Source organism: Veillonella magna (assembly GCF_959600285.1).
GTDB lineage: Bacteria > Bacillota > Negativicutes > Veillonellales > Veillonellaceae > Veillonella_A > Veillonella_A magna.
This window is the reverse complement of the sequence record NZ_CAUGKU010000007.1, coordinates 94,789-120,400: the sequence shown is the minus strand read 5'-3', so window position 1 is coordinate 120,400 and position 25,612 is coordinate 94,789. Positions and strand designations below refer to the sequence as shown.

The following is a 25,612-nucleotide window of genomic DNA, read 5'->3' as shown; positions in this document are numbered from 1 at the left end:
CTTGATTACAAGGGAAAGCGGCATTTCTTACCCACAGGGATGCCAGAAGAGCCCTTCTTTTTGGGCTTTTTTATCCCAATGCAATTCAATTAAAACAATTGATTGGGTTGAAGATGAGATTAACGAGGGAAAGGATAATTTATCTTCATAGTTTTCTAACAATTGGCATAATTCAGTGATAAAAACTAATGATAATATTGAAATTGTTAATGAGTACCAAGCTATTGTAAATTATGTAAACTCAAATGATACGTATAAGCCAGAGGAGAAGAATAAATTTTTATCAAAGGCAGATCCTTGGCTTATTGCTGCAGCTAAAGCATGTGGAGATACAGTAGTAACTTTAGAACAGTTGGTCGACTCACAATCAAGAAAGGTTAAGATTCCGAATATCTGTCAAGTTTTTAATGTAGCCTATATAAGTCCTTTTGACATGCTACGGTAATTACAATTTAGGATGTAATTATGGGGTAATACGGTTAGTCACGGAAGAATATTTATAGTTAAAATTTAATATGCCACACCTACGCCGCCAAGGCAGAGAGTAAACACTCTCCGTCTTGGCGGCGTATTTTTTATTATCTTAATTACGCTAGGCATTCTAACATAGCAACGGTAAGCGCAATCACAGCTCATGTAGTTGCAGAACAAGTACTTGCAAAAAATGAGTGACACAATGAGTAGTCACAGAGAAATCGGTTACAAAAAAAAGTTATGGGTAAAGTGATTGCAGATAAAATAGTCGTACAAAAATATATATTAAAGTATACGAGAATGAAAGACTAATCAATTATTTTTATGGCTAATTGAAGTTAAGTAAAATGAGAATTATACAAAAGTATGGGTTGTAAAGTTTGCGTATGAGTGTATAATTCGATAATGTTTTTATGAATTAATAATCATATAACAATGATTCATGTATTTACTTTTTGGTAGATTCAAAAATTTTTTGAAAAATTTTTAGATTTTGGTTTACAAAATCTCTTCTCGAGGGATTGTATATAGTAGAGGGGTAAATTTTTAATCCCTTGATTAGTTCCTAATTATGGAGGCGATTCACAATGAAGTACATAGAAGAATTGAACAGATTTCACGTTTGGTTGGCGTCACATCCGGATATGCCCACACCGGCCAGATTGTTATGGTTTGTGCTCATGCATTATAACAATGGCTGTTATTGGAAGCGGGTGTTCTCCCTTTCTATGGCAAGGTTGACCGCTGCTACCGGCTTATCTCCATCTGCGGTAAAACGAGCGCGATCTGTTTTGCAAGAGGTCGGACGTATTCGTTACATGCCGCGTAAGGGTGGCTTGTCTACGTTATATGAAATCATTCCGTTAGAGGAGGAAGGAATTAGAACGGCGTGTGCCGGTCATGGAGGAAGAGCGAATGAACACATCATTCCTGACTCGACACCCATGTCGATGGACCCACTTAACTCGACAACTATGTCGGTTGAAACACAAAAAGATGTATCAGCGACTACACTTGATGATGTACCGACGGCTCCGCTTGATCATGTACCGGAAGAACAATGTAATGATGTATCGACGATACTACATGAAGAAGGACCGACTGTATTACAAGATGAGCCACGAGGTGAACTACAAGGTGAGCTGCAAGGTGGGCAACGAGGTGGGCACATACATAGACAAGACAAGACTAGACTAGACAACACTAAAGAAACCACAGTAAAGAAAGGCAAGCCTGAGCAGGGTAAAGCCAAGAAAATACCGAAGTGTTGTTTCACACCACCTTCGGTTGCGATGGTGCGTGCCTATTGCGAGGAGAGAAGCAATCACATTGATCCTGAGGAATTCGTTGACTTCTACGGTTCCAAAGGCTGGATGGTTGGCAAGTCGAAGATGAAGGACTGGAAGTGTGCCGTACGAAATTGGGAGCGTCGTCGCAAAGAGGAAGGGGGATACAGCCAACAGGCGAAGCGGTATGCTCGCAGCAGTAACTCCTTGGGAAGAGGCGAAGGCAGTCAGGCACGGCGTCACACCTTTGTGTATCGCAAAGGAGGGACCACCAACTGATGACAGATCTTACGGCGTTGCTTGCCAAAGCACCCTCCGGTGTAAAGGAGCAGGCGTTGCTAGCCGATGATGAAGCACGTATTGCCGCTGCGTTGGCACGGGAGCACATTACCTTGGACAAGGCGGTAGCGCAGAACGAAAATTATTTTCTGCGGTTGTTGGAGTTTGCCCGTAGCAATGAGCATTGCACCTTTCACTGTCCGGGACGGGCCGCGTGTGATCACGTGGTCAAAGGCTATACGGCCAAGGTGGATGCCCACGGCTATGTGTCGTATGCGCCTTGTCAAGCAGGGAAGGCCTATGAGGATGTGTTTTCTTCGGCGGAGCTGAAAGAAGCGGCACGGATTCCTGCGCTGTATAGGGCAATGACCTTTGCGAATTACGATGGTAACGAAATGAATCGGGATGCGTTAGCCTACGGAAAGACACTGTCCACAGGAACAAGCGGTGGACGCGGTTTGTTCCTCATCGGGCCTACAGGGGTAGGCAAGACGCATTTGGCCGTTGCCATATTACAGGCGTGGGTACAGAACAATCGCAGCGGTGCGTTTTGCACGGTACCGCTTTTGATGGAGCGCTTGCGCGAGTGTGTGCATTCCCATGAACGAAAGTCCCGGTATCTGGAGAGCTTGGCCAAGGTAGACTTGTTGGTGCTGGATGATTTCGGGGCGGAGCACGATACGGATTGGGTGCGCGAACAGCTGTTACTCATCATCGATGCGCGGTATGCGGAAGGAAAGCCCATGGTGATTACATCGAATTTGACGATGGAAGAGTTTGAAGCGGAAGGCGGCATAGCCAGTCAGCGTATTTGCAGTCGCTTGGCCGGAAGCTGCGAAGTATTTTTGTTGGACGGCGCGGACAGACGAACGATGCCGCTGTGCCAAGAGTCATGTAACATGGCACCGCTGTGTTAAGCGGTTGATAGTCAGTGGTAAACGGTATGTGATAAGAGACTGTCGGCAAGAGATAGCTATAAGGAGGTGATGCGTTACGACCGTAAAACAAGTGGTGTGTATGGCAGAAAGGGCGCGATTAACAGCAGGTGAGAAATTTCAGAACACACGATTGGGTAAAGAGGAACAGAAAGGAGCCGGTATACAGTACGATGGACATGGGTACAGAGGAAAATCGGAATAGGCACGAAGTGAAGCAGGCAAAGACAAGCAGGGAGGCTATAAAAGTAATGACACATGGAAGAGATAATGTTGTAACACCGAAGGAATGTAAAATGAGCACGGAACAGAGCAGCGCGAGAAATAGTGTTGCAAGGAAGCCTACACCGGATTGGGCAGTCATTGATAAACGGGATAATGATTTGGTGCTTCGTGCGCAACACGGTGATCAACGCGCCTATGAGCGATTGCTGAAAGTATACAATCCGATGATTCAAAAATGCTGTGCCAGTCTACGAGGAAAGAGCTATGGGGACGATGTACTGGATTTGGTGTGGATAGCTACGGTAAAAGCCGTGAATTCATATGATCCGGCTAAAGGATTTTCTTTCACGTGCCATTTGAATCACTCCCTGTCCTTCGGCAAGTTGAAAGGGCTTAAACGTGTCATGCAGGTGGCGGAACGAGAGGAGCTTTTCAAAGATGGCGTGATTGGTGAAGAGATGGTGCCGGTAGGATTAGAAGGAAGCAATTCGTACGATACGGAGCGTGTGGCTGTCGGTCATATGGTAGAGGCCATGGTGGATGCGCTGGTAGAAGAGTTGGATGAGGAAGAACGGGAAATTATTTATGCCATTTATTATGAAGGATTGTCGGTGGCGGAGCTGGCAGCGAGGAAAGGAATCAGTCGGCAAGCTATGAATAAACGCCGTAATAGTTGCGTAAAAAAGTTGCGGATGTTGGCAAAGCGGCATAAAGAATGTTAAATAGAGTGATGATTTAGCAATGACTGAAGGGAGGTGAACGACCATGACGATATGGCGGAACAGGGGTCATAAAAGGAGGTGCGTCACCGCAGATAGCGGTGTATACGTGCTGTAAATGAAATGCAAATGGATAGTGATTGGATTTGTGAGTATGTTGTTGTGAAGATGCCGCCTCATGCGGCGGTACAGGGATGAAAAGGAGAGTATAGTTATGATTACTACACACCATAAAGCGACTGACGTGATTAAAATGAATTTTACCGATGATACGACGAAGATGTCCTTAAGCGTGCCTATCAGCATGCCTAAGGAAGGGATTACTTTGGAAGAAGTGGATGAAGTGGGGCGCTTCATTGCTATGGGTGGTTTCTTTGTCGATTCCGCTGGTTTGGTGGCAACGCGTTATATTTGTGCCCATAAGGAACACACGACCGTGGAAGAAATGAAATAAGCGGATTCATTGGGTTTTACCTTTCACCAAATTCCGGTGTGAAAAGAAGGGTGATGACATGTCGATGAAAGAAGTGATCAAGCTGCTGGTGGAAGTGATAGCAGCGGTGATTTTGAAAAAATTATAAATGTGAGTGAGTATGTGATAAGGAGAGATATGTATGAGTGAAGAAATGGTACATGCAATGAATGAAGAAGCAAATGATATGAAGGATACCGGTGTTGAAAGTGAAAACACGTCTAACGAGAAAGCCGCCGGTGAATCTCCCAATGTGGTTGATGGTGAATCTAGTAATGTAGTTGATGCGGAATCTCGCGGTGTAAATAATGATGAATCTCCTGATGTAGAGGATAAATCTCATGATGTAGATGATGGATCCGGCGATATCTCCGATGATTACGATGAGGAAGAGGAAATGCATGGTCCGCATTGGGACGTCATGGTGCCGACTACCAAGGTGCAGCTGCGTTTAAATGTGGAAAGTGAAGGGTCTTCTAAGGTAAAGTTAGTCGCGTTTAATAATATTAGTCCGAAGAAGACGGATGAAGAGTTAAACATTCTCTGTGATAAGCTGGCATCGTTGTTTGCCTATCCTTCTGTAGGGTTCGTGCGCATTAATACAATGACATATAAACCGGAAAGTTTGTTGTTTAAATAAAAGAGTGATGCCCGCATAATAGGTAGCACCTTATTATAAAACAGCAGCTCATCAATAACGAAAGCTCGGTCTTGCGAAGAGCGTTTCTTATATTGATGAGCCGCTGTTTTGTTCAGTGTTTCCGATAAGCGGGTAGCACTCTTATTCGGGAGCGAGGGAGTTTGCGTAGCTATCGTAGGATGATTCTCTCGGAGGGGAGGGAGAAAGGTTGTCCTTTAGTGGGGAGGTGAGGATGGAAGGTTTGATATTAAATTGATGAGCCGCTGTTTTGACAGGGCTTCCGATAAGCGGGTAGCACTCTTATTAGGGAGCGAGGGAGTTTGCGTAGCTATCGTAGGATGATTCTCTCGGAGGGGGAGGGAGAAAGGTTGGTATGAAGTGTTTCTTATATTGATGAGTCGCTGTTTTCTCGGTATTTCCGATAAGCGGGAATTACTTCCTCTGGGAGAGAGGGAGTAAAGTCATTCTTTAGTGGGGAGGTGAGGATGAAAGGTTTGGTTTTATTTTTGTAAGTGTTTGGTTAATATAAGGTTAGTTATATAGTTATAGGAATTCTCGAAGCTTAACAAATAATATTTAAAGCGATGCTCATATATCTAAGAGGTCAGATCTTGCGAATGAACACATAAAAGAAGGAGACTATCCGCAACGAAAGCTCGGTCTATCGAAGAGCGTAATTTAAATAAAGCGATGCCCATATATCTCAGAGGTCATGTCTTACGAATGACACTCTTGCGATATATGAGCATCGCTTTTCTTTTTTTTGGGGGGGAGAGAAGAAAAAGAGGAAGGCTTGACTACCAAGACATGAGTCGCCCTCTTGGTTATATGGTTTACATCTTATAGTAAATTATGTTCTTTGGCAAGGTCATGAATTGTAACCTCACCGGAGGAGTATGCCGTATGGCAGCAAACAAAAGCGGATGCTAAGGCTGATTATGTGAATGAATTTTTAAAGATTGGGAACGGACTTTTTAAAATTGCTGATGATGCAGCCGCTAACGAGTTTTTTACAACACAGCAGAGTTTGAAATTAGATATAGTGGATAAAAATTATGAAATCACACATGCACAATGGCAGTATGAACACACGAACGACAGTACATGGCTTGATATTAAAAAGAAGGCCTTAGATGAAAGAGATAGAAATAGCCGGTAGGGTAGGAAAGAATAGAAAACAAAAAGACGGTCTTCCGTTTGAAGGAAGATCGTCTTTTTATTTTCTATTGGTTATGGTTGTTATGATATATGATACGGTGTTTTACGATATATCATACGCGATAAAATTCTTTGTACCATTGTGCGAAGCGGCGTAAGCCTTCGCGCAATGTTGTGTTGGGTTTAAAGTTGAAATCCCGTTCCAGCGCAGAGGTATCTGCATAGGTAATGGGAACATCGCCGGGTTGCATAGGGACAAGTTTTTTGTGACTGTCAAAGTCGTAGTTGGCCGGTAGGACTTCGGCGCGGATAAGCTCTTCTTGAAGAATCGTGACAAAGTCCAGGAGGTTTTCCGGGTTGTTGTTGCCGATGTTATACACAGCATACGGCGGTAACGGGAGACCGTCTTCTCCGGTTTGTTTGGCTGGTGCTTTTTCCATAACGCGTTTTACGCCTTCCACGATATCGTCGACGTAAGTGAAGTCGCGTTTGCAGTTACCGTAGTTGAAAATCTGGATGGTTTCGCCTTTCAACAGTTTATTGGTAAATCCGAAGTAAGCCATGTCGGGACGTCCGGCCGGACCGTATACAGTGAAAAAGCGCAGGCCCGTAGAAGGGATGTTATAAAGCTTGCTGTACGCGTGCGCTAATAATTCATTACTCTTTTTAGTGGCAGCGTAGAGGGAGACCGGATTATCTACTTTATCGTCGGTACTGTAAGGGACCTTTTTGTTGGAACCGTATACAGAAGAGGATGAGGCATATACCAAGTGCTCCACACCGGTAGCGCCATTATCGTAGGAGTGGCGGCAGGCTTCCAAAATATTATAGAAGCCGATGAGATTACTTTCCACATACGAATCGGGATTCGTAATGGAATAGCGAACACCGGCCTGCGCAGCAAGGTTGACAACGATATCCGGCGCATAGGTAGTAAATAGTTGATCAATACAAGCTTTGTCAGCTAAGTTTCCTTTAATAAAATGGTAGGTGGCATTCGGATGTTCGGCGGCGCAAGCTTCGATTTGCTGAAGACGCCATTCTTTGATAGACACATCGTAGTAGTCGCTCATATTATCAAAGCCGATGATTGTAATGGGCGACTGTGTGCGAAGTAATTCCAAGACTAGGTTACTGCCGATGAATCCGGCAGAGCCTGTAACAAGTACGGTTTTTCCGGTAAGAGAAATGGCGGTCTTGGCCGGTGCAGAGGGTGTCGAGGTAGAGGTTACCATGAGATGGGACTCCTTTCTTAGGTACTACTCATAGATTTTTTTGATAGATATTCATTGGGGAAGGTGTATCCCTTTTTTTGTGCATCCCGATTAGAGGATTGATTTCGATTTTCTCTGGATTAATCGCGTTTGAAAATATCGCGAGTATATACCTTATCTTTTACATCGTCTAAGCAAGCATCGTAGCGGTTGGCGACAATAGCCTGGCTTTGTGCTTTGAAGGTAGCCAAGTCATTTACTACTTTGCTGCCGAAGAAGGTTTCACCGTCCTTGAGAGTCGGTTCATAAATAATAACGGTAGCTCCTTTGGCTTTGATACGCTTCATAACGCCTTGGATAGAGGATTGACGGAAATTATCCGAATTGGATTTCATAGTCAGACGATATACGCCGATAATTTTGTGGTTAGCTTCTTCCATGGCCGGGTCCCAAGCACTGTTAGCTTCGTAGGTGCCGGCGATTTCTAAGATACGATCGGCAATAAAGTCCTTCCGTGTACGATTGGATTCAACAATGGCGGACATCATATTTTGCGGTACGTTGTCGTAGTTGGCCAATAGTTGTTTTGTATCTTTCGGTAAGCAATAGCCGCCATAACCAAAGGATGGATTGTTGTAGTGTGCACCGATGCGAGGGTCAAGACAAACGCCGTCGATAATGTTTTGCGTGCTCAAGCCTTTCATTTCTGCATACGTATCCAGTTCGTTGAAGTAGGATACGCGCAGGGCCAAGTAGGTGTTGGCAAATAGTTTGACAGCTTCCGCTTCGGTAAAGCCCATGAAGAGGGTGGGGATATTTTCTTTAATGGCTCCTTGTTGGAGCAACGCGGCAAATACGCGCGCTTTTTGTTCTGATGCTTCGTCGCAGGAAACGATGATGCGGGACGGGTACAGGTTATCGTAAAGGGCTTTCGATTCACGCAAGAATTCGGGGCTGAAGATAATATTTTCCGTATTATATTTTTCGCGCACATGTTTCGTGTAGCCTACAGGAATCGTCGATTTAATAATCATCATCGCCGTTGGGTTTACTTTTAATACCAATTCGATAACGGCTTCCACGGCAGAGCAATCGAAGAAGTTTTTCTTGGTATCGTAGTTAGTCGGGGCGGCAATAATAACGAAGTCTGCATCGCGGTAGGCTGCTTCTCCATCTAAGGTGGCTGTAAGGTTTAATTCTTTTTCAGCCAAGTAGGCTTCGATGTAGTCATCTTGAATCGGTGATTTACGTTGATTAATGAGGTCCACCTTTTCCGGAATGATGTCTACGGCAGTGACTTTGTTGTGTTGTGCCAGTAGGGTGGCCAGGGATAAACCGACGTAACCGGTACCGGCTACAGCAATGGAGTAGCCCCCTTCTTTTAGTGTAGGTATGTTGCTTGCGGCAGTGGTAGAAGCTGCTTCTTCCACGAATACATCGGTAATATCAAAGTCCAGCGTGGCGGCTAACTTTTGTAATTGTTCAATGGAAGGGGTGTATTCTTGGTGTTCGATACGACCGATCATGATACGATTGATGCCGGTGCGATCGGAGACTTGCTGCTGGGTTAAGTTTTTTGCTTTACGACTGATAATAATTGTGTCTGCCAATTTAGCTAGGGATAATGTTTTCATAGGGCACATCCTTTAGAAATATATATGCATGTTACTTTGAGTAACATATGAAGAGATAAATTGTAAAAAAATATAAAAAAAGAGATTTTTAGAGAATTTTTATATATTTATGTTACCAAAAATAAACATTGATGACAATAGAGAAGTTGGTGAATACATAGAGAACTTAGCTAATGAATAGAGATGGTATGCAACGCATATATTTGTAGTAGACCTCCCAAACTATATATGCTTACGTTCCCTCTTGACCTAGAGTCGACTATAGGTAGTATGATAAAACCATAGAAGTAGGAATATCGCATCAAAGAGGTATTAACCGGTAAGATTGCGATTAAGCTGCATACCGGAGAGCCTTACGGTCCGAATATTATTCCTCGTCCTTGGGTAAAAGAGTTGATAGCCAAGCGTTTGCAAGGGCAGTCTATCGTGGAAACCAATACCTATTATGAAGGGGAACGGTATACGACGGAGCAGCACCGGAATACATTGAAGGTAAACGGTTGGGACTTTGCACCGGTAGACATTATGGATGAGGAAGGAATGACGAAGCTGCCTGTACCGAAGGGCAAGTGGTTTGATGCGATGAGCGTAGGGACCCATTTGCTGACATACGATTCATTGTTAGCGTTGACGCATTTCAAAGGTCATGTGCAAGGTGGTTTTGGCGGGTCGAATAAAAATATCGGCATCGGTTGCGCCGATGGTCGTATAGGAAAGAAGATGATTCATACCACGCCGAATCAGCCGGATATGTGGGATATTGCCAAGGAAGAATTGATGGAGCGTATTACGGAATCTACGTTGGCTACGATTACCCATTTCGGTAATCGTGTTGCTTATCTCAATGTACTTCGGAAGATGAGTGTATCCTGCGACTGCGAAGGGACGGCGGCGGAAGCTGTGGTGACTCCGGATATCGGTATGGTCGCCTCGGTAGATTTGTTGGCCGTGGATCAGGCTTCCGTTGATTTGGTGTATGCGCTGCCGGAAGAAAGCAAGCATGCATTGGTAGAACGGATGGAATCCCGTCACGGATTGCGCCAGCTTTCCTACATGAAGGAAATGAATATGGGTCATGATAGATACCGTCTGATTGATATTGACCATGATGATGCGGTCATTACTGCACAGGAAGCGGTAGCCGGTATTAAAGGAACTTGGGTTCCGGATGCATTTCAGGTCTAATACAAGTAGAATGCGAGTCAAACGTATTGAGAATTAAACATAGGAGAGTCAAACATATAAGTGATACTCAGAGGTAGGCTGACAGTCAGGAGGTGTTATGTATGATTACGGTATACGCTATGTCTACGTGTCAAGATTGTATCTATTTGCACGATCAATTATTGAATAATCCTAAGTTTGAAGTGCGTGAAATCAGCGCGCATGTAAAAATCTTGAAAGAGTTTATCCGACTGCGCGATACACATCCGGCGTTTAACGAAGTTCGTCGGCAAGGATTAGTCGGAGTACCGTGCTTTGTCAAGGAAGATGGTTCGGTTACTTTGGTTCCCGAGGATGTCGGATTGAAAGGACGTCCGCAGGAATAGGAACGGGCAGATTATGAAGTGGTATAATGATGTCACAATAACAATATAAGAATAGTACGTAGTGATTGAAAGTAGGGGAAAAATGATGATTATACGACGATGGATTGCCTTACTGTTAGTGATAATAGGGTGTGTTGGAAGTAGTGTTCTAGCCGGAAATTTTTCATTAGCTAAAGATTGGCATCATATTGGTTTTCATGAGCGTACATATACAGTAAAAGGAGAGATGAATGATACGATTACATTTAAAGTAAAAGGGAACGCTTACTACTCATCTATTCAGTTGATAAGTAGTCGGAAAGATGTACCGGTACTACGTTTGCCCTATCCGGAGGGAATGAATATGGCACCTATAGATTTTTATATTAAGGAATTAAGAGATACTACCAGTGGTAAACGCTTTTGGGTCGTAACTTCAAGAGAAGGTAATAAGGTTATTGGATACGGTTTTTGGATTGTAGGGGAATATAAAGGAACATATGTTGTTTATGTGTCTGAGCAAAGTATGAGGAATATGGGGTGGAATCGGCCTCTACACAAAAGCTCAAGAAATTATATAGGAGTTGTGGATGGAGATTTATATATTCGTCTCACGAAGGTACATGTAGATTTTAATTTGCCGACATATATGACGTGGACTGATGAGGATCCAGTAACAGTTAGGTTGTTCTGGGATAATACGGCGAATTGGTTTGGTATGGTCAGTGATGGAGCGACAATTCCAAAGGCCGAGATAGAAACACGCTATTATTGATAGAATAAGTAAATTATTTATATATGTCGATGATTGCACACTAGTATGAATAATTAAAATGTAATAGAAATGTAGTGTATATAAAAAGGTCTGTAACGCAATGAGGAACGCATCCCATTGTGTTACAGACCTTTTATTATATAGATTTTATTGTATAGGTTTTATTGTATAGGTTTTATTATATCGTTATGAATATAAACGTTGTTTACGCAGGAATACCTTTAGAACATCCATTCAACGGTGGTACCGGCAAACACGGAATTGTCGGAGGTGTTTGTTCCTTCCGCATGTTTTACCTGGGCATATCCCAAGGTACCGCGGAGGTATACGTCGCTATGAAGTTTGTATTGACCGGTTAAGGCTACTTCGTTAACGATAGGATAGTTGGCGATGTCCCGTTCCATTTCGGTGCGTTTGGCGTAAAGGCCAAGGGTGGTTTCATTCGGCAGGTAATGATTTACTCGTGCATAGTAGGAGCGGGCTTCGCGTCCCATGGGGTCACCGAGAATGTGACCGCTGTAGGTCCAACCGTTTTGGAAGGTGCCGTGACGGTACCAGTTGCGACCGGTATCGGCGATTTCCAAGGTCATATCCCAGGCGCCGTTGCCGGCGAGGTTAGGCAGGTATGTACCGAAGCGATAGCCTACCTGACTTGGTAAATAGCCAGCCTGGTCCTCGCCGTACAGTTCGCCGTAGAATTGTACGCCCGGCAGACGTAAGCGGAAATCAAAGCCGGCGATATCATTCCATTTATCATTAGAGTATGCGTTGGTACCGGTGAACCAGTCGTTCCAGTCAGAATGGCTTAGCGCATTACCGTTGCCGCCGATCATGGAAATACGAGAGGCACCGATGGTGAAGTAGTTGGTAGGCGTTACATCAACACGTAATCCCAACAGGCCCGGATGATCGAATTCTTCCTTGCCACCCAGCTGTGCAGCTATATCGCGGCGATTGCCTTCCAGTTCGCCGTAGAAAGCATGTACATCAACTTCGCCTAAGAAGCGGAAGAAGCCACCGATTTTCTGCGGTTGCTTAGTTTGTACGCGGAAGGTAGTCAACGGTTTCATCGAATTGCCTAACAGGAGGTTACCGGATGCACCTTGGCCCCAAATCATGGCTTCTTTACCGAAGAGGAGATCCCAAGCACCGATACCGCCTTTGATATATCCTTCTTCAAGGCTTAGCTTGCCGCTGTTATCCTTGTCGTAGCTCCAGCGCGGTTGTGCGGATACGGCGATGTCCTTCGTCAGGTTGCCTTCTACGCGGAAGGTAGCTAAATAATTGGAACCGCGACCGTTGTCATAACCGTTATTCCCGGTGCCGAACGGTTGGTAGTGACCGTTAATCACATTGCTGCGCACATTGCCGTCTTTTTTGTTGTGCACATATCGATAGTTCATCTGATCGCTGTGGTTATAGGCATAGCCGAGGGTAGCGGAGGTGACATGTAAGGGGTTATGTAATTCTTCGCCGTTCAATACAGCCAGTTCTGGTGCTAAATAGTCTTTTAATGCATTGAATTGGCTTTGCAAATAGGCCGGCATCGGTTTGGTGGCGGCTTTGGCTTCCGCTTCTTTTACCCATTGCGCCATTTGTTGACGGCTGTACGGTTTGGCACCGTTCGGCATGGACTTGATATACCCCATACCGCTTAATTTTTCAATGTAGTTGTAGTAGACAGTATCTACAGCCACGTCCGGTGTTGTGGTAGATGCACCGGCTACGGCAGGGAGTAGGAGACTGCCGAGGACAGCCGCATACAATACATGACGTTTCATATAATCACTCTTCCTAACATTGTTAACATATGAATATATACAATAAATAGTAAAATCTACATTATTATATCATAAAGTTTGGTAACACGGTAAGGGAATACTTCCTTTACATATGTAAGTATCTTTGGTACTCTAAGCGTATTGAGTAAAAGGAAGGAGCGTCGATAGATGAAAAAATGGATAGCCCTTGCCGTAGTGGCTGCGGTTATCGTGGCTATTTGGCATAATTCATGGCAATCGGCCGACGTGTCGGATGGCCTGAGCTTACTGATTACCCGTAAGGTACGATGGATCTTTAACGATTTAGGATTTCACTGGTCGGTAGCCTATACAAACCACGTGTTGCGCAAAATGGCGCATGCTTTTGAGTTTATGTGTTTAGGGATTACCACTTATATAGCGTTTTTGGTTATCGGGTGGCGTCGATACGGACGGTGGATAGGCACGTTGCTCCTTTGCATAGTCGTCGCTGCTACCGATGAGTATTTTCAATTCTTTAGTCCCGGTCGGGCACCGATGTGGCAGGATGTGGTGTTGGACAGCGCCGGCAGCTTGGTGGGAATTATTTTGGCATCCGTAGTAGGCCGTGTATTTCGTTATATTACGGGGCGTCACTGATAGATGCCTACGGAACTCGTTACTATGATCATAGAGATGGCCCTATGTGTTAGCTTATGTGTTAGTCTATATATTAATCTATAATGTTAGCTCATGTGCTATCTAGATATTGGCAAAGAATACTACTCATATATGTTGTAAAGGCAGTGCCGTATGGCACTGCCTTTACATTTTTTATTTTGTTTCGATGTAATCGCCGATTTTCTGAATCAATTCTGAAAGAGGAATACCGCTGCGGTGGGATACTTTTTCTAAAGTGGCTTTGCCGGCCATCATTTTAGCCATCGGCGTAGCGAGCATAGTAAACATGGGATGAATGGAAGGCATGTGTTTTTTCAAGCCGTCGACCGTATCGAAGAGATCAAACAGTTTGGTATCGCCGGTTAACGTAATGCCTTTCACGGTGCGCGTCACTTCGGCGGTATCAGTTTTGCCGGTATCTGCTTTGTCGGTTTCGTTGGTAGCATTATCGGCGGTATCGGCAGTGGAGGCAGTATCGCCGTGAACTTCATCGTCCCAGGTAAGCAAGGTACGGGAGCCTTCGAGGGAGCGAATGCGCGTGCAGTCCTGCATCATTTCCAACACGCCTTTGAAGTTTCCTTGTTCATCGCGAACGGCAGTATAGATGATATAAATAAAGAGGTCCGGTTTGTTAATCCAAAACTCGGCCTTGTCCTGTTCACCGCTGCGGAATTTTTCGATAATTTCCTCAACGAGGTGAACGCTCTTGGCAGGGTGACAGTTCTTTACTTCACGGCCGATGACATTGGCACTGCGCGGGAAAATGCGATGCTTCGTGTCGCTGTAGAATTTGACCAGTTCGTTTTCATCAACGTAGGAAAGGTCTACAGGCATGTGCTTGAAGAGAAGGTTAATACGTTCCAAGGAAAGCTTGCCCGTGGCTACATCCAGTTCTTCTTCCGTATTCGTGGTGCCGATATTGTATTTGCCGAGAAGGGCAGCCAGTTCGTTCATAAAGCCCGCCGGTGCCTTCGTAGCGGCGTTAGCGGTTGTTAAAGTATCCGTCGGTACCGTGCCGTAGAAAGGCGGTGTAGGGATGAGGGCAAAGCCGATTTCATGATCGCCGCGGCTCATTACGGCAAAGTCTTCTTCGCTGAGAAGCTTAAAGGCAGTAGGCAGAAGGACTTCTTGTTCTTTGCCCAGCAAATCGCGGAAGTCGTCAATCAGTTTCGGCATGGCGGCTATAAATTCATCCGTAGCGTCTGTGGTCAGTAACGTGTAGGCGCGGCTGATGGATTCGCGTACATTATCGTCGAAGGTCCACATAATTTTGGTGGGGCGATCGAAGCCATAGCGTTCCAACATGGGATACAGCTGATTTTGTTTACGTGATAGGTGGGTAGGCCATTGACGAAAGCGATCGAAGAGACCGAGCCACGGATTTTTGATGAAGTGCGGTGCCTGCAACAATGTTTCCGCTTCGCGGGCCAGGTCTTCGGCGGCGTTGATTTCCTGTTTATATACCCAAAGCGGGTGATTTTCAGGGAATTCATTGTTGGCGCGTACGAGAATACCGTCAAAGAGGGCAAGCAGGTCATCCATGCGATGGGTAATTTCTTCGTCCGTGTAGGTTCCCTTTAATTGTTGTTCGCCGTACGCGAATTCATCCGGGGTACAGGTGCCGATTTTCTCTTTTAATTGGGCACGGGCTTCCTCCATGGTGTATTCGCCGGATAAGTATTTATCTTTAATGGTGATTAATGTAGTTAAGCGATCGGTGTCGGTAAATTTAAAATTCTTTTGTAATTCGTTATTCATTATAAAACCTCCTTAGCGTAGGGATTATGTAGTACAATTCACGTGGCGCACGCTGCGTAAACAGTGTGCTGTTGTGATTGTCATTATAGTGAAATTGAAACATATTTTCAGTAGCTGGGGATACATTTTGCGCAATAACTGTTTGGCAGGATGCACATAGGTTAAATTTGTGCTTGCATAAATGGACATAGTCGCATATAATTGGAATGAACTATTATTACTTGGTCATAAAAGGTGGTCTCATGAGTCGGATAAAAAAACAAGAGCGCCAGCAGCAGTTGCGGGAAAAACTGAATAATACGCCCTTTGTTACTGATGAAGAGTTGGCTGCCTTTTTTCAGGTAAGCGTGCCAACGATTCGTCTGGATCGTTTGGAATTGGGGATTCCCGAATTGCGAGAACGCATTAAGGCTATGGCAGAAGAGCATAGTCATGATACAATAGAGAACGAACGGGTAGAAGTGGTAGGCGAGTTGCTCGATTTAACAGCGGGCAAACAAGGCCTTAGCATGTTGCACACTACGGCGGATATGCTGGATGCCACAGGGTATGTGGAGCCACACTTCTTATATGCCCAGGCCGATTCGTTGGCAAAAGCGGTGATCGGTATTCCCGCCGCCATTGCCGGCGTAGGCAATATAAAATATAAAAATCCTGTTGCGGCGGAATGTAATTTAGTCGCTAAGGCAGAGGTTGTTCGTCGTCGCGGTGACAAAGCATTCATTTGGGTGACGATTAAGGATAAGGTTAGAGAAGTGTTTCGGGCCAAGTTTATCATGGAGCCCGTAAAGAATAGGATGTAATACGGATGAAAATTGCAGTAGACGCTATGGGCGGTGATTTTGCGCCGCTGGAAATTGTCAAGGGCTCCATCGAGGCAGTCAAGGCATTTCCTCACATGGAGATCGTCCTTGTCGGCGATGAAGCACAGATTCATAAGGTGTTAAGCGAATACGGTGAAGCGGATAATCCGCGTATCTCTATTCACCATGCCAGTGAAGTCATCGAGATGAACGAGCATCCGGGTATTGCCTTACGCAAGAAGAAAGATGCTTCCATCGTAGTCGCTACACGGTTGGTACGGGAAAAACAATGTCAGGCCGTTATCGCTCCGGGCAGTACGGGGGCGGCTGTGGCGGCTGCGTTGTTTGGTCTCGGTCGTATCAAAGGCATTGACAGACCGACGATTGCAACGCCGATTCCTACACCGGAAGGTGTAACGGTTATGCTCGATTCCGGTGCCAACTCTAACAGTAAGCCAAAGCACTTGGTGCAGGGGGCCATCATGGGGTATAACTACGCCAGACTTATGTTTGGTAAGGAAAACCCGACGGTGGGACTTTTGAACATCGGTGAAGAATCGACAAAGGGCAATGACGTTGTATTAGCGACGTACAAACTATTGGAGCAGCTTAAGACGATTCCTTTCAAAGGCAATGTGGAAGGCCGCGATATTCCGAAAGGCACGGTGGACGTTGTTGTCTGCGACGGCTTTGTAGGAAACGTGGTGCTTAAATTTGCGGAAGGTCTTGTAGGCGTTGTAACGCAATTATTAAAAGAAGGTATTAAAGAAAGCGGATTATTCGCAAAGCTTGGTGCGTTATTGGTGTATCCGGTGTTTAAGAAGTTGAAGAAACGGCTGGATCACACAGAAAACGGCGGGGCGCCATTACTGGGTGTTAACGGTGTTTTCATGATTTGTCACGGCAGTTCGCGGTCAAAGGAAATTTTGACGGCCATTAAGATTGCCGGTGAATTGGTGGAACGCAAAATCATTGAGAATATTCAGCATAGTATAGAAGAAGAAGGAGCAATTACCTATGACGATGTGGACTAAGCCGGTCGGTATTATCGGTACAGGCAGCTTTTTACCGGATAATGTGGTGACAAACCATGATTTGGAAAAAATGGTGGACACCAGCGATCAATGGATTAGAGAACGCACCGGCATCGAGGAACGTCGTGTTGCGCCGGAAGGTATGAATGCTTCGGACATGGCTACCAAAGCAGCTAAGAAAGCATTGGAAGCGGCCGGGCTTACGGCAGAGGACATCGACTGTATCATCGTGGCTACGTTAACCGGTGATATGGCTATTCCCTCTACGGCTTGTATCGTACAGGCCAATCTGGGTGCCACCAAGGCGGCGGCTTTTGATTTAGGTGCTGCTTGTTCCGGTTTTGTATACGGTTTGATTACAGCCGGTAGCTATGTAAACATGAACATGTTTAAAAACGTGTTGGTTATTGGGGTAGAAGTATTGTCCCGCGTGTTGAACTGGAAAGATCGCGGCACATGCATTCTCTTTGGTGACGGCGCCGGTGCGGCCGTAGTTTCTACCGTTGAAGAAGGGTACGGTATGCGCGGTATGGATATGGGGGCTGACGGTACCGGCGGAATGTCCTTGAGTATTCCATCCAGCGGTACGGCGATGGTGCCAAACGATCAGCGCATAGAAGAAGGTTTAACCTATATTCATATGAACGGTTCGGAAGTATATAAATTTGCAGTAAAAACTATGGGACGGACTGTGCTAAATGCACTGGAACGTGCTAATATGGAATTAGAAGAATTGGATTGCTTTATTCCTCATCAAGCGAACCTGCGCATTATTGATTCCGCAGCGCATCGTTTGAAATTATCCGAGGATAAGGTATTTGTTAATTTACCGAAGTACGGTAATACGTCGGCGGCATCTATAGGGATTGCACTGGATGAGGCGGTACGATCCGGTTTTGTGAAAAAAGGCGATAATGTAGCATTTGCCGGATTCGGGGCCGGATTGACATGGGCCGGCTTAGTAATGAAATGGTGCTAAGGAGGAAAATCATGATAAGGACTGATATTTGCGATTTGTTAGGTATTGAGTATCCTATACTGCAAGGCGGTATGGCATGGCTCGGAACTGCCGAATTGGCAGCCGCTGTGTCTGAAGCAGGTGGTCTTGGCATCATTGGTGCAGGTCACATGCCACCGGATGTATTCCGCAACGAAATTCATAAGTTGAAGGAACGTACGAGTAAACCGTTCGGCTGTAACATCATGTTGATGTCGCCGTTTGTAAAAGAAGTTATGGAAGTGGTTTTGGAAGAACGCGTACCTGTAATCACCACAGGTGCCGGTAATCCGAGTACCTACATTCCTCGTCTGAAGGAAATTGGCACCAAGGTAATTCCGGTAGTGGCTTCCGTATTGTTGGCGAAGCGCTTGCTCCGCGGCGGTATTGATGCAGTTATTGCGGAAGGTACCGAATCCGGCGGTCACGTAGGCGAAATTACTACGATGTGCTTAATCCCGCAGATTGTTGATGCCGTAAATGTTCCTGTTATCGCAGCCGGCGGTATTGCCGACGGTCGCGGCATGGCAGCTGCCTTTGCTTTGGGTGCGCAGGCAGTACAGATGGGCAGTCGCTTTGTTGTATCCGAAGAATGTATTGCACATCCGAATTACAAGGAAGCCGTATTAAAGGCAAAGGATCGTTCTACGGTTATGACCGGTTTGACTACGGGTCATCCGGTTCGCATTTTGGAAAACCTTTTGTCTCACCAGTACCAGGAATTGGAATTCAGCGGTGCGCCTAAGGAAGAATTGGAAAACCTCGGTGCCGGTACGCTTCGCCGTGCAGCTATCGAAGGTGAAGTGAAACACGGCAGCGTAATGATCGGTCAGATTTCCGGTATGCTTACCGATATCAAGCCGTGCGCTACGATTATTAAGGATATTGTTACCGAAGCAGAATCCGTTATTGGCGGTTTGCAGACGGTTGTCAAGTAACATAGGAGGGTACCGATGAAAACAGCATTTGTATTTCCCGGCCAAGGTTCACAGAAGGTAGGCATGCTTCTGGACCTGTATAAGGAATATGAAATCGTTCGTCAGCGTTTTGCCGAAGCAGACGAAGCCTTGGGGTATTCTATTTCCCAGCTTTGCTTCGACGGTCCGGACACGGAATTGGTGAAGACGGCCAATACGCAACCGGCGATTCTTACAGCCAGTGTAGCATGTTATGAAGTCTTAAAGGAAAAAGGCTTTACACCGGATGTAGTGGGTGGACACAGCCTCGGAGAATACAGTGCGTTGGTAGCGGCCGGCGTACTTGATTTCAAGGATGCGGTATATGTTGTTCATAAACGCGGTGAATATATGCAGGATGCGGTACCGCTAGGAAAAGGGGCTATGGCAGCTATTTTGGCCTTACCTCGCGAAACGGTAGTAGACATTTGCGAAGCGGTTGACGGTGAAGTCGGTTCCGTACAGGCGGTTAACTTTAACTGCCCGGGACAGATTGTTATCGCCGGTGAAACCGCTGCCGTAGAAGAAGCATCCAAACGCATGAAGGAAGCCGGTGCGAAACGTGCCGTTATGCTTCCGGTAAGCGCTCCTTTCCACAGTCGCTTGATGGAACCGGCAGCAGCTCGTCTTGAAGAAGAATTGAATAAAATCGCCATCCATGATGCAACTATCCCGGTGGTAGCTAACGTTACCGGCCAGATGGTAACATCCGGCGAAGAAATTAAAAAGCTCTTAGTCGTACAGGCAGCGCATCCGGTACTTTGGGAAGACTGTGTGGATACGATGGTGAAGAGTGGTGTGGAAGCATTTGTCGAAGTAGGACCGGGCAAGGTGTTGACCGGCTTTACGAAGAAGATCAACAAAGAAATGAAGCTGGCAAATGTAGAGGATGTAGCATCCTTGGCTAAAACACTTGAATTTTTGCAAGGGGGGATATAAAATGCATTTGGCAGGTAAAGTAGCATTGATTACCGGTGCGTCTCGCGGTATCGGTCAGGCCGTAGCGTTGGAAATGGCACGGGCCGGTGCGGATATTGCCGTAAACTACAGCGGTAGCGAAGCAGCTGCACAGGCTACGGTGGATCAGGTAAAAGCATTGGGCCGTAAGGCTATTATGGTAAAGGCCAATGTAGCCGATGCGGATGAAGTGGCAGCAATGGTAGAAGCTGTACAGGCTGAATTCGGTCACATTGATATTTTGGTAAATAATGCAGGCATTACGCGCGATACATTGTTGATGCGTATGAAGGACAGCGACTGGGATGATGTAATCAACATCAATCTTAAAGGGGTATACCTGGTAACCAAAGCGGTGTCCAAGCTGATGATGAAACAGCGCAGCGGTCGCATTATTAATATGAGCTCCGTAGTCGGTGTTACGGGTAATGCGGGACAAGCGAATTACAGTGCCTCCAAGGCCGGCGTTATCGGCTTTACCAAGACTTGTGCTAAGGAATTGGCCAGTCGCGGTATTTTGGTAAATGCGATTGCTCCTGGTTTTATTCATACCGATATGACCGACGTACTTCCGGAAAAAGTGAAGGAAGCTACGCTGGCGGCTATTCCGTTGCACCGGATGGCCGAACCGAAGGAAGTGGCATCTGTAGCTGTCTTCCTGGCATCTGAGTATGCGTCTTATATTACGGGCCAAGTACTGAATGTAGACGGCGGCATGGTAATGTAAGCCAATATATAGATAGAACAATGTGAAAGGAGGTGAATCCCAATGACCACGTTTGATAAAGTAAAGGCGATCGTTGTGGAACAGTTAGGCGTTGACGAGTCTGAAGTTACCATTGATTCTACTTTCATCGATGACTTAGGCGCTGATTCCTTGGATATCGTTGAATTGATCATGGCTTTCGAAGAAGAATTCAACGTAGAAATCCCTGATGATGTAGCTGAAAAAATTAAAACAGTAAAAGATACGGTAGAATATATCGATTCTATCAAAGAAGCGTAAGACTGTGCACCGATAGAGGGTGGTATGGCCACCCTCCTGTCGGTATGCACCCAACAGGAGGAATTAATAGTGAAGCTCCCTGAACTTCGCATTGGCAATTTGGTGGCTAAGGTGCCCATTATTCAAGGCGGTATGGCGATCAGATTATCTACGGCTCGTCTCGCAGCGGCTGTAGCAAATGAAGGTGGCATCGGTCTTATTGCGGCCTCGGGTATGCCATTTGACGAATTACGTTACGAAATTAGATTAGCACGAAAATTATCACCTACGGGGATTATTGGTATAAATGCAATGGTGGCGGCCACCCAGTTTGCGGGTTTGGTTCGTACCGCTATAGAAGAAGGAATTGACCTTGTGGTAGCCGGCGCGGGTTTTTCGCGTGATATGTTCGGCATGGGCAGAGAGTCCGGAACGCCTATCGTTCCGATTGTATCGTCTGCTAAGTTGGCTCGTATCTCCGAAGGGCTGGGCGCATCTGCGGTTATCGTGGAAGGCAGTGAAGCCGGCGGACATTTAGGTACAAACCGCTCTTCGCGTGAGATTGTACCGGAAGTTGTAGCAGCAGTGAAGAAGATTCCGGTTATCGGTGCCGGCGGTGTACTTGACGGTAAGGACATCGTGGACATGTTACGACTCGGTGCCAACGGTGTACAGATGGGAAGCCGATTCGCAGCCAGCGTGGAATGCAATGCTTCGGATGAATTGAAGAAGATGTACGTACGCGCTACGAATCCGGAAGATATCGTATTGATTCAAAGTCCGGTAGGATTGCCGGGACAGGCCATTCGCAACAAGTTTGCGGAAACGGTATTGGACGGTACGGTACCACCACCGACGGAATGTGATCGTTGTTTGAAACATTGTTCGCACAAGTTCTGTATTATAAAAGCGCTCTCCCGCGCACAGCAAGGTGACGTTGAGACGGGATTGGTATTTTCCGGCAATAACATGCGCAAGGTAGATGAAATCTTGCCGGTTAAGGAGATTTTTGCCCGTTTGAAGAAACAGGTTGCCGAAATAGAGTAATGTAAGTGATAGATGTAAGAGGTGAAATAATTGGAAAAACGTGTAGTTATTACCGGTCTCGGCGCCGTTACTCCGGTGGGCATCGGTAAGGATGCATTTTATGAAGCACTCTTGGCAGGTAAATCCGGTATTGGCCCGATTACCCATTTTGATGCCAGTGAATATGCCACTCGTATTGCCGGTGAAGTGAAGGATTTTGATATAACCAATTACGGTGTAGAAAAGAAGGAAGCACGCCGTATGGACCGTTCTGCTGAATTTGCTATTGCGGCAGCAGTAATGGCGTTGGAAGATTCTCATTTGGATCTTGATGAAGAAGATCGCGATCGTTGCGGTACTGTAGTAGGTACCGGTATCGGCGGGATCGACTCCATCCACGATGTATATGTAACGTTGTTTAATAAGGGACCTGCTCGCGTAAGTCCGTTCGCAGTGCCGATGATGATTGCCAACATGGTATCCGGTCGCGTTTCTATCCAGCTCGGTCTTCGCGGACCGGCTATTACGGATGTAACTGCTTGCGCATCCGGTACGAATGCTATCGGTGACGCATTCCGTATCGTTGCTCGCGGCGATGCCGATATTATGTTTGCCGGCGGTACGGAAGCAGCTGTATCTCCGGGAGCCGTAGCCGGCTTTGCTTCTATGAAAGCGATGTCTACGCGCAATGATGAACCGGAATTGGCATCTCGTCCGTTCGATGCCGAACGCGATGGCTTTGTTATGGGTGAAGGAGCCGGTATCGTTGTATTGGAAGAATTAGAACATGCCAAGGCTCGTGGTGCTCATATCTACGCAGAAGTTATCGGTTACGGCAGCAATGGCGATGCATACCATATTACGGCTCCGGCACCGGGTGGTGTACAGGCACGTAAATGTATGGAATTAGCTATTAAGGATGCCGGTATCGATCCGAGCGAAATTAACTACATCAATGCGCACGGTACGTCTACCGGTTTGAATGATAAGAACGAAACCTTTGCTATTAAGGAATTGTTCGGCGATCATGCTAAGGATATTGCCGTTAACTCTACTAAATCGATGACCGGTCATTTGCTTGGTGCTGCCGGTGCTATCGAAGCGATTGTTATGGCCATGGCTATCGAAACAGGTAAAATTCATCCGACCATCAACTTGACGAATCCGGATCCGGAGTTGGATCTTGATTATGTTCCGGAAGGGGCTCGTGAATTGAAGGTTAACTGTGCACTTTCCAATTCCTTCGGTTTCGGCGGACACAATGCTACATTGTTGGTACGCCGCTATGAGGACTAATTGAAGGGGCGCAGGACCCATAAGACAATCTCGTTACAGGCTCGTGAGGCTTCGCTTCAGGAGCTTGTGGCGCGTTTGCGCTTACCCTTGACGGATATTGCCTTACTGGACAGGGCATTTACGCATACGTCTTATGCAAATGAAAATAAGGCACGTCATGTACAGCATAATGAACGCTTGGAATTTTTAGGTGATGCTGTATTGGACTTGATTATCGGCGAGTATCTTTTTAAAACATATCCTCAAATGACTGAGGGTGAACTGACGAAAACAAAAGCAGCGATTGTCTGTGAAACTTCATTGGCAGCGTGCAGTAAGAAGCTGGGCTTTGGCAAATATTTATTGTTAGGTCGCGGCGAAGCGGCCACCGGCGGAAGCGAACGTCCGTCGATTTTGGCGGATACCTTTGAAGCCTTGGTGGGAACGCTGTATGTGGATGTATCCTATGAGGCAGCCTCGCAGTTTGTGTTGAGTCATTTGGCAGGATATTTGGAAAAAGCTCGAAAGGGTACCTTAGGTAAAGATTATAAAACGCTATTACAGGAATTTGTACAACAGGAAGGCGAACGCCAGATTCACTATTCGTTAATCGGCGAATCCGGCCCGGATCACGACAAGGTATTTTGTATGGAAGTACGCATTGACGGGCATCGGTACGCGTCTGGTACAGGTAAGAGCAAAAAAGAAGCAGAGCAGCATGCTGCACAGGTAACATTGGCGCAGCTGCAGCAGGCATCATCACATTGATTAGGGAAAGGAGTGGGAGACCGCTCCTTTTTTGTTGACATAAAAGCGACTATGGTTAGGGTGTTACTAGAAGAGGTTGAGCGGTCTAATAGGATATGCGGGAGGTTTGATCGCATACAACCAATGATGAATACGGTTGTGCGCATGATAGAAAGGAGTGACGAAGGGCAGATGGCAAAGCAAGGATTGATTCCTTTTTTTATTCCTCATATCGGATGTCCGCAGCAATGCGTGTTTTGTAATCAACATCGCATAGCTTCGGGACAAGTACAGGCAACGGCGGAAGATGTGGCACGCACTATTGAGGCTTGTACGGAAGGAGGACGGCGTCACACGCAGTCGTTTTGGGAAGTTGCTTTTTACGGCGGCAGCTTTACAGCGTTGCCGGCAGAGCGCCAAGAACGTTTACTTACGCCGGCTTGGCAGGCATTGCAGCGCGGTGCCATTCAAGCCATTCGTTGTTCCACAAGACCGGATGCCATTGATAAAGCAGTGATAGAGCGGCTTCGCCGCTTCGGCGTAACTACCGTTGAATTAGGTGTACAGACGATGAATCAAGCGATGCTGGATGCATCTAAGCGCGGCCATACGACGAAGGATGTAATCCGTGCGGTGGCACTTCTTAACGAGGCAGGGTTTACCGTAGGTATTCAACTCTTGCCGGGACTGCCCGGTGAAAGCTGGCATACCTTGGTAGCCACGGCAGTAGCGGTGGCAGCCTTAGCACCTGATTTTATTCGTATCTATCCGGTAGTAGTGGTGGAGGATACGGAATTGGCAGATATGATGCGCCGTGGTGAATACACACCGTTAACTACGGAAGAAGCAATTGCCTACAGTGCGTTTTTACACAGCTATATGAAGAGTAAAGGGATTCCCACCATTCGCATAGGTTTGCAGGCAACAGAGGATTTTGATAAAGGCATCGGTCTTGTAGGTGGTCCTTACGAAGCGGCGATGGGAGAAATGGTAGTCAATTATGAATATCTCATGCGAATGAAAGCAGTACTGCAAAGCCATCAGGCACAATGGGGACAGCCGAATACAGTGGTTGTAGTGTATCCGCGTACACTTACATCGAAGGTACGGGGGTTACATAACAGCAATCGCAAGGAAGTGGAGCGCCTGTATGATACGGTGCAATGGTCATGGTGCGAATGGGGTAGTCGGTCGTGGCAACGACTGATCCCGATTCATCGTCGATGGGGAACGGCAGAAGCAACAATCGTACAAATGTATATAGATGGTATGGCCTATGTGGTATAATAGATAAGATAATACATAGTGCATAGG

General features: G+C 46.1%; 26 protein-coding genes and 1 pseudogene. 22 read left to right on the top strand and 5 right to left on the bottom strand.

Translation table 11 applies throughout. From position 1 onward, the window contains the following. Nucleotides 1–175 precede the first annotated feature (175 nt). From Q5873_RS09675 to Q5873_RS05600, 7 genes are all read left to right on the top strand, one after another. A complete protein-coding gene (locus tag Q5873_RS09675) occupies nt 176–445 on the top strand; it encodes a DUF4411 family protein (protein WP_367997318.1) in 270 nt (89 codons plus the stop codon). A 616-nt stretch (nt 446–1,061) separates the two neighbouring features. After that, entirely contained in the window at nt 1,062–2,039 is a 978-nt protein-coding gene (locus Q5873_RS05625; RefSeq protein ID WP_303059749.1) for a hypothetical protein, read from the top strand. Next, nucleotides 2,039–2,956 (top strand): ATP-binding protein, encoded by a 918-nt coding sequence (locus tag Q5873_RS05620; protein WP_288300913.1) that lies wholly within the window; start codon nt 2,039–2,041, stop codon nt 2,954–2,956. Before Q5873_RS05625 ends, Q5873_RS05620 begins: the two co-directional genes overlap by 1 nt. 269 nt (nt 2,957–3,225) lie before the next feature. After that, entirely contained in the window at nt 3,226–3,921 is a 696-nt protein-coding gene (locus tag Q5873_RS05615) for an RNA polymerase sigma factor (protein WP_303059747.1), read from the top strand. Between the two features lie 211 nt (nt 3,922–4,132). Continuing rightward, complete coding sequence (locus Q5873_RS05610) at nt 4,133–4,372, top strand: hypothetical protein (RefSeq protein ID WP_288190986.1); 240 nt, start codon at nt 4,133–4,135, stop codon at nt 4,370–4,372. Nucleotides 4,373–4,532: 160 nt separating this feature from the next. Beyond that, nucleotides 4,533–5,030, top strand: coding sequence for a DUF1659 domain-containing protein (locus Q5873_RS05605; protein ID WP_303059744.1), 498 nt, complete (start codon nt 4,533–4,535; stop codon nt 5,028–5,030). A gap of 940 nt (nt 5,031–5,970) precedes the next feature. Beyond that, nucleotides 5,971–6,189, top strand: a complete 219-nt coding sequence (locus Q5873_RS05600) for a hypothetical protein (RefSeq protein ID WP_303059742.1) — start codon at nt 5,971–5,973, stop codon at nt 6,187–6,189. Nucleotides 6,190–6,301: 112 nt separating this feature from the next. Here the strand turns inward: Q5873_RS05600 and Q5873_RS05595 are convergent, their stop codons facing one another. From Q5873_RS05595 to Q5873_RS05585, 3 genes and pseudogenes are all read right to left on the bottom strand, one after another. Beyond that, nucleotides 6,302–7,423 carry an NAD-dependent epimerase/dehydratase family protein gene (locus tag Q5873_RS05595; protein ID WP_303059740.1) on the bottom strand — a complete coding sequence of 374 codons (1,122 nt, stop codon included), beginning with the start codon at nt 7,421–7,423 and terminating at the stop codon, nt 6,302–6,304. A gap of 119 nt (nt 7,424–7,542) precedes the next feature. Then, on the bottom strand, nt 7,543–8,766 hold the full coding sequence (locus tag Q5873_RS05590; RefSeq protein WP_303059756.1) for a nucleotide sugar dehydrogenase: 1,224 nt from the start codon (nt 8,764–8,766) through the stop codon (nt 7,543–7,545). 75 nt (nt 8,767–8,841) lie between these two features. Continuing rightward, a pseudogene (locus tag Q5873_RS05585) lies at nt 8,842–9,036 on the bottom strand (helix-turn-helix transcriptional regulator); the annotation flags it as partial. A gap of 300 nt (nt 9,037–9,336) precedes the next feature. Between Q5873_RS05585 and Q5873_RS05580 the strand changes: the two are divergent. From Q5873_RS05580 to Q5873_RS05570, 3 genes are all read left to right on the top strand, one after another. Beyond that, the gene (locus tag Q5873_RS05580; RefSeq protein WP_367997320.1) at nt 9,337–10,221 is read left to right on the top strand and encodes a DUF362 domain-containing protein; all 885 of its coding nucleotides are present in this window, start codon (nt 9,337–9,339) and stop codon (nt 10,219–10,221) included. 101 nt (nt 10,222–10,322) lie between these two features. Then, a complete protein-coding gene (locus tag Q5873_RS05575) occupies nt 10,323–10,586 on the top strand; it encodes a hypothetical protein (RefSeq protein WP_288190525.1) in 264 nt (87 codons plus the stop codon). 82 nt (nt 10,587–10,668) lie between these two features. Continuing rightward, complete coding sequence (locus Q5873_RS05570) at nt 10,669–11,340, top strand: hypothetical protein (RefSeq protein ID WP_028255723.1); 672 nt, start codon at nt 10,669–10,671, stop codon at nt 11,338–11,340. A gap of 221 nt (nt 11,341–11,561) precedes the next feature. On the opposite strand, the gene Q5873_RS05565 is transcribed toward Q5873_RS05570, so the two are convergent. Then, entirely contained in the window at nt 11,562–13,121 is a 1,560-nt protein-coding gene (locus Q5873_RS05565; RefSeq protein ID WP_303059737.1) for a capsule assembly Wzi family protein, read from the bottom strand. Between the two features lie 168 nt (nt 13,122–13,289). On the opposite strand from Q5873_RS05565, the gene Q5873_RS05560 reads away from it, so the two are divergent. Then, nucleotides 13,290–13,739, top strand: coding sequence for a VanZ family protein (locus Q5873_RS05560; protein ID WP_303059735.1), 450 nt, complete (start codon nt 13,290–13,292; stop codon nt 13,737–13,739). Between the two features lie 174 nt (nt 13,740–13,913). Here Q5873_RS05560 and Q5873_RS05555 read toward each other — a convergent pair whose 3' ends face one another. Next, nucleotides 13,914–15,518 carry a DUF438 domain-containing protein gene (locus Q5873_RS05555; protein WP_303059733.1) on the bottom strand — a complete coding sequence of 535 codons (1,605 nt, stop codon included), beginning with the start codon at nt 15,516–15,518 and terminating at the stop codon, nt 13,914–13,916. Between the two features lie 242 nt (nt 15,519–15,760). On the opposite strand from Q5873_RS05555, the gene fapR reads away from it, so the two are divergent. From fapR to Q5873_RS05500, 11 genes are all read left to right on the top strand, one after another. After that, nucleotides 15,761–16,321 (top strand): transcription factor FapR, encoded by a 561-nt coding sequence (fapR, locus tag Q5873_RS05550; RefSeq protein WP_028255726.1) that lies wholly within the window; start codon nt 15,761–15,763, stop codon nt 16,319–16,321. A 5-nt stretch (nt 16,322–16,326) separates the two neighbouring features. Then, on the top strand, nt 16,327–17,355 hold the full coding sequence (plsX, locus tag Q5873_RS05545) for a phosphate acyltransferase PlsX (RefSeq protein ID WP_288300926.1): 1,029 nt from the start codon (nt 16,327–16,329) through the stop codon (nt 17,353–17,355). Further along, nucleotides 17,339–18,334, top strand: a complete 996-nt coding sequence (locus tag Q5873_RS05540; protein WP_303059730.1) for a beta-ketoacyl-ACP synthase III — start codon at nt 17,339–17,341, stop codon at nt 18,332–18,334. The genes plsX and Q5873_RS05540 overlap by 17 nt, the downstream gene beginning before the upstream one ends. Before the next feature lie 11 nt (nt 18,335–18,345). Continuing rightward, on the top strand, nt 18,346–19,290 hold the full coding sequence (fabK, locus tag Q5873_RS05535) for an enoyl-[acyl-carrier-protein] reductase FabK (RefSeq protein WP_028255729.1): 945 nt from the start codon (nt 18,346–18,348) through the stop codon (nt 19,288–19,290). A 15-nt stretch (nt 19,291–19,305) separates the two neighbouring features. After that, entirely contained in the window at nt 19,306–20,247 is a 942-nt protein-coding gene (gene fabD, locus Q5873_RS05530; protein ID WP_028255730.1) for an ACP S-malonyltransferase, read from the top strand. A 1-nt stretch (nt 20,248) separates the two neighbouring features. Next, a complete protein-coding gene (gene fabG / locus Q5873_RS05525) occupies nt 20,249–20,992 on the top strand; it encodes a 3-oxoacyl-[acyl-carrier-protein] reductase (RefSeq protein WP_028255731.1) in 744 nt (247 codons plus the stop codon). A gap of 42 nt (nt 20,993–21,034) precedes the next feature. Next, a complete protein-coding gene (locus tag Q5873_RS05520) occupies nt 21,035–21,271 on the top strand; it encodes an acyl carrier protein (RefSeq protein ID WP_028255732.1) in 237 nt (78 codons plus the stop codon). 69 nt (nt 21,272–21,340) lie between these two features. Then, on the top strand, nt 21,341–22,297 hold the full coding sequence (locus Q5873_RS05515) for an NAD(P)H-dependent flavin oxidoreductase (RefSeq protein WP_205087338.1): 957 nt from the start codon (nt 21,341–21,343) through the stop codon (nt 22,295–22,297). A 30-nt stretch (nt 22,298–22,327) separates the two neighbouring features. Then, nucleotides 22,328–23,572 (top strand): beta-ketoacyl-ACP synthase II, encoded by a 1,245-nt coding sequence (fabF, locus tag Q5873_RS05510; protein ID WP_028255734.1) that lies wholly within the window; start codon nt 22,328–22,330, stop codon nt 23,570–23,572. Beyond that, nucleotides 23,573–24,319 (top strand): ribonuclease III, encoded by a 747-nt coding sequence (rnc, locus tag Q5873_RS05505; RefSeq protein ID WP_051245873.1) that lies wholly within the window; start codon nt 23,573–23,575, stop codon nt 24,317–24,319. Between the two features lie 171 nt (nt 24,320–24,490). Next, nucleotides 24,491–25,585, top strand: a complete 1,095-nt coding sequence (locus Q5873_RS05500; RefSeq protein WP_303059724.1) for an elongator complex protein 3 — start codon at nt 24,491–24,493, stop codon at nt 25,583–25,585. Nucleotides 25,586–25,612: the final 27 nt, after the last annotated feature.

Excerpts from the sequence above, each read along its gene's own strand:
- Q5873_RS05625 (WP_303059749.1), top strand. The coding sequence starts at position 1,062 with ATGAAGTACATAGAAGAATTGAACAGATTTCACGTTTGGTTGGCGTCA.
- Q5873_RS05620 (WP_288300913.1), top strand. The coding sequence starts at position 2,039 with ATGACAGATCTTACGGCGTTGCTTGCCAAAGCACCCTCCGGTGTAAAG.
- Q5873_RS05615 (WP_303059747.1), top strand. The coding sequence starts at position 3,226 with ATGACACATGGAAGAGATAATGTTGTAACACCGAAGGAATGTAAAATG.
- Q5873_RS05610 (WP_288190986.1), top strand. The coding sequence starts at position 4,133 with ATGATTACTACACACCATAAAGCGACTGACGTGATTAAAATGAATTTT.
- Q5873_RS05605 (WP_303059744.1), top strand. The coding sequence starts at position 4,533 with ATGAGTGAAGAAATGGTACATGCAATGAATGAAGAAGCAAATGATATG.
- Q5873_RS05595 (WP_303059740.1), bottom strand. The coding sequence starts at position 7,423 with ATGGTAACCTCTACCTCGACACCCTCTGCACCGGCCAAGACCGCCATT.
- Q5873_RS05575 (WP_288190525.1), top strand. The coding sequence starts at position 10,323 with ATGATTACGGTATACGCTATGTCTACGTGTCAAGATTGTATCTATTTG.
- Q5873_RS05570 (WP_028255723.1), top strand. The coding sequence starts at position 10,669 with ATGATGATTATACGACGATGGATTGCCTTACTGTTAGTGATAATAGGG.
- Q5873_RS05565 (WP_303059737.1), bottom strand. The coding sequence starts at position 13,121 with ATGAAACGTCATGTATTGTATGCGGCTGTCCTCGGCAGTCTCCTACTC.
- Q5873_RS05560 (WP_303059735.1), top strand. The coding sequence starts at position 13,290 with ATGAAAAAATGGATAGCCCTTGCCGTAGTGGCTGCGGTTATCGTGGCT.
- Q5873_RS05555 (WP_303059733.1), bottom strand. The coding sequence starts at position 15,518 with ATGAATAACGAATTACAAAAGAATTTTAAATTTACCGACACCGATCGC.
- fapR (WP_028255726.1), top strand. The coding sequence starts at position 15,761 with ATGAGTCGGATAAAAAAACAAGAGCGCCAGCAGCAGTTGCGGGAAAAA.
- plsX (WP_288300926.1), top strand. The coding sequence starts at position 16,327 with ATGAAAATTGCAGTAGACGCTATGGGCGGTGATTTTGCGCCGCTGGAA.
- Q5873_RS05540 (WP_303059730.1), top strand. The coding sequence starts at position 17,339 with ATGACGATGTGGACTAAGCCGGTCGGTATTATCGGTACAGGCAGCTTT.
- fabK (WP_028255729.1), top strand. The coding sequence starts at position 18,346 with ATGATAAGGACTGATATTTGCGATTTGTTAGGTATTGAGTATCCTATA.
- fabD (WP_028255730.1), top strand. The coding sequence starts at position 19,306 with ATGAAAACAGCATTTGTATTTCCCGGCCAAGGTTCACAGAAGGTAGGC.
- fabG (WP_028255731.1), top strand. The coding sequence starts at position 20,249 with ATGCATTTGGCAGGTAAAGTAGCATTGATTACCGGTGCGTCTCGCGGT.
- Q5873_RS05520 (WP_028255732.1), top strand. The coding sequence starts at position 21,035 with ATGACCACGTTTGATAAAGTAAAGGCGATCGTTGTGGAACAGTTAGGC.
- Q5873_RS05500 (WP_303059724.1), top strand. The coding sequence starts at position 24,491 with ATGGCAAAGCAAGGATTGATTCCTTTTTTTATTCCTCATATCGGATGT.